This window comes from Synechococcus sp. R60.1, from assembly GCF_047461835.1.
GTDB lineage: Bacteria > Cyanobacteriota > Cyanobacteriia > Thermostichales > Thermostichaceae > Thermostichus.
The window spans coordinates 177-3,487 of record NZ_JANSIA010000144.1 but is presented as its reverse complement, the minus strand read 5'-3'; the positions used below and the strand labels follow the sequence as shown (position 1 = coordinate 3,487).

Sequence of the window (3,311 nt, the reverse complement as noted above, 5' to 3'; positions counted from 1 at the left end):
ACGCGAACAGAGATAGGCAGGATGCGATCGCTTCTTTCCTGAACCATGTTCAGGAGAGTTCAGCGTGAATGTATCAGGACGACGGTGTGTTCATCACCCTAGAAGGCGGGGAAGGGGTGGGCAAAACCACCCAACAGGCCCTCTTGGTTGAGCGGCTGCGCCAAGAAGGCTACGCTTGCCTGTGTACCCGCGAGCCGGGGGGCACGGCGCTGGGCAAAACGCTGCGGGAGCTGTTGCTGCACGGGGATCCCTTTAGCCCTCTGGCGGAGTTGCTCCTGTACGCGGCGGATCGGGCTGAACACGTGAGCAAAGTCGTCGCGCCGGCTCTGGCGGCAGGGCAGGTGGTGGTTTGCGACCGCTTTACCGACTCCACCCTGGCCTACCAGGGCTACGGTCGGGGACTGGACTTGGAGAAGATCCGCCAGCTCAACCACTTAGCCACCGGCGGGTTGCAGCCGCACCTCACCCTGTGGCTGGATCTCCCGCCAGAGGTGGGACTGGCGCGAGTCGGGCTTGCCGACAGACTTGAACAAGAACACCTGGAGTTCCACCGCCGCGTCTACCAAGGGTTCCAGGCTCTGGCTGCCGCAGAACCACAGCGGATTGTCCGCATTTCAGCCCAGGGATCCCCGGCAGAGGTGGCTGCCCGCCTCTGGTCAGTGGTCGAACCCCGCCTACCACTTGCGACAGCAGGCCGGGAGCCCTAGACCCTGTTCCGCTGACGGGAATGGCGCGACAGGCCAAAGCTCGCGACAGTTTCCCTGGCCACAGCCTGCTCGGTTTACCAAGGTTAAGATTAGGTTAAAAAGGAAGAGGCGGGGGTAACCTCAAGCTAGGCTGGATGACCTATGTGAAAAGAGTCTGCTGCCCTCTTGGTTCTCGTTTTGGGTAGAGGAGACTGGCTGTGGACGCTGTTGCTGCTGAGCTGAAAACCGATCGCGTTAGCGGGACGGAGTCCTTGCACTTGACCTTGCCCTCATCTGCGCCCTTGCCAACCGTGGCCGCCTGGGCCCACCAGCTGTTGAGCCAGCAATGGCAGCGGCTGCAGAAACACGTAAAGCGAGTTCTGACCCAGCATCCAGAGGCGGCAGAATCTCTCCACCAAATCCGGGTGACCCTGCGCCGTATTGGCACCTGGGTGCAGGTGTTTCAGGGATCCGTCCGGCTGCCCAAGCCTCTCAAGCCCAAACGCCTGCAAAAGCTGGCCAGTGCTTTGGGCAAACAGCGGGATCTGGACGTGCTGCTGGAAATCCTGCAGGAACCTTGTTGGGAAGGGATCCCGGCAGCCCAGCAGGCAGAACTGGAGAAGCTAAAACAAGATCTGCAGCAACGTCGAACCCAAGCCGAGAAACGCTCCCGCCGCATTCTTGAAGATGCTGACTTCCTGGCGTTTCAAGCTGCCTGCGAGCAGTGGCTGGCTCACCCCCGCTATAAGCCCCAGGCGGAGCTGCCTTTGCCGGAAAGCTTGCCCCACTTGCTGACTCCCCTGCTGGCCCAGTGGCTGCTGCAGCCAGGCTGGCGGATCCCTGCTTTCCCCGCAACGGAAGCCCAGGCTGAGCAACTGCACGAGCTGCGCAAGGCCACCAAACGGCTGCGCTATCAGGTGGAGTTTTTTGCGCCCTTTTACGGGGAAACCATGCAAGGTTGGATAGCAACCCTGAAGTGCTTGCAGGATCAACTGGGCCGCTTTAACGATTTGCAGGTTTTGCAAGGCGAGCTGCCTGCAGACTCAGACCTACAAACCCTTCTCCAGGAACAACAAAAACTAGCCCTCCAGGAGTGGCCTGAGCACCAACAGCGCTGCCTGGCCTCTGCCGAGCAGCACCGGCTTTACTCTAATCTTTTCTCTGTTTCCAATTTCTTTCCAACTGGGGATCCCTAGGTTTCCAATTCTATAGATCCCCCCGAAGGAAAAACCCCGCCTTATTGGCGGGGGATTTTTTGTAGCTATAGGGTTTCCAATTTCTAGGGATCCCCCCGAAGGGGGAACGGTATGAAAGCACCTTATACAGGTTTGCGCTCCCTTGTTTCTAATTTCTAGGGATCCCCCCGAAGGGGGAACGCCTTCCTGCAAGGCTGGCTGAACCGGGACACTGACCTGTTTCCAATTTCTAGGGATCCCCCCGAAGGGGGAACGCTACTGGACACAGCACTTTAATACGCGAGAGAGGTTTCCAATTTCTAGGGATCCCCCCGAAGGGGGAACGCCCTGTGGTCAGGGGTATGTATCAGTCGTATTTTATATGTTTCCAATTTCTAGGGATCCCCCCGAAGGGGGAACTTGAGCCTTGCGGATCTGGGCTATCGTCACACTTGCACCCTTACCCGCATGGTTTGGAACCCGCACAGGCTTGGGCAACAAAACAGGAGTTGGCTTTGGTTGAGCCGGAGCCACCGGCTTTTCTTCGTTGTAGGAATCGCCGAACGCAGACTCAAATGCAGCTTCCGCTGCTTCGAGCCACTCGTCCGGAGTCCAAATAATGCGCTTAGACATTGTAGGCTCCTTTTGAGAAGTGTGTCTAGTTCGGTTGCTCCCCTGGCGACACGTTTAACCAAGTTTCCAATTTCTAGGGATCCCCCCGAAGGGGGAACAAGCTATCTAGACGCTCTCCGATTTATTCGGAAGCGCGTTTCCAATTTCTAGGGATCCCCCCGAAGGGGGAACCGAAAGTGAGCTACCTAGATGCTCTCAGATTTTTGAGAGCGTTTCCAATTTCTAGGGATCCCCCCGAAGGGGGAACCTATGGAAAAATACACGAAAGAGCAGATCATTCGCAGGTTTCCAATTTCTAGGGATCCCCCCGAAGGGGGAACGGGAGGTCATATGAAATACACAAAGGAACAAATCTTACGCGCCGGTTTCCAATTTCTAGGGATCCCCCCGAAGGGGGAACAGGAAGATGGCTTCTGGAGCGAAAAGCCAGACTAGTTTCCAATTTCTAGGGATCCCCCCGAAGGGGGAACGTTGGGTGTTTTCCAATGACAAAGAGTTCCTCGACAGCGTTTCCAATTTCTAGGGATCCCCCCGAAGGGGGAACTTCAGTTCACCAACAGGGGGATTCGTTATATCTACAGCAGTAGTTTCCAATTTCTAGGGATCCCCCCGAAGGGGGAACTCGCCTTTGCCTTGTCATGGCGAGGTCGTGCTCAAGGCGGCTGTTTCCAATTTCTAGGGATCCCCCCGAAGGGGGAACGCGTTACGCAGCAATCTATGAGCGACACAACATCCTCGAGGTTTCCAATTTCTAGGGATCCCCCCGAAGGGGGAACGCGTTACGCAGCAATCTATGAGCGACACAACATCCTCGAGG

At 56.9% G+C, this 3,311-nt stretch carries 2 protein-coding genes and 2 CRISPR repeat arrays; both genes read left to right on the top strand.

The window, feature by feature from the left end; genetic code table 11:
* Positions 1-68: 68 nt before the first annotated feature.
* A complete protein-coding gene (tmk, locus tag NW834_RS13475; RefSeq protein WP_414419560.1) occupies positions 69-707 on the top strand; it encodes a dTMP kinase in 639 nt (212 codons plus the stop codon).
* Between the two features lie 197 nt (positions 708-904).
* On the top strand, positions 905-1,882 hold the full coding sequence (locus NW834_RS13470; protein ID WP_414419559.1) for a CHAD domain-containing protein: 978 nt from the start codon (positions 905-907) through the stop codon (positions 1,880-1,882).
* A gap of 72 nt (positions 1,883-1,954) precedes the next feature.
* Positions 1,955-2,281: a CRISPR direct-repeat array (repeat unit 36 nt; unit sequence GTTTCCAATTTCTAGGGATCCCCCCGAAGGGGGAAC).
* Between the two features lie 274 nt (positions 2,282-2,555).
* Positions 2,556-3,270: direct repeats of the CRISPR family, unit length 36 nt; unit sequence GTTTCCAATTTCTAGGGATCCCCCCGAAGGGGGAAC.
* Positions 3,271-3,311 lie beyond the last annotated feature (41 nt).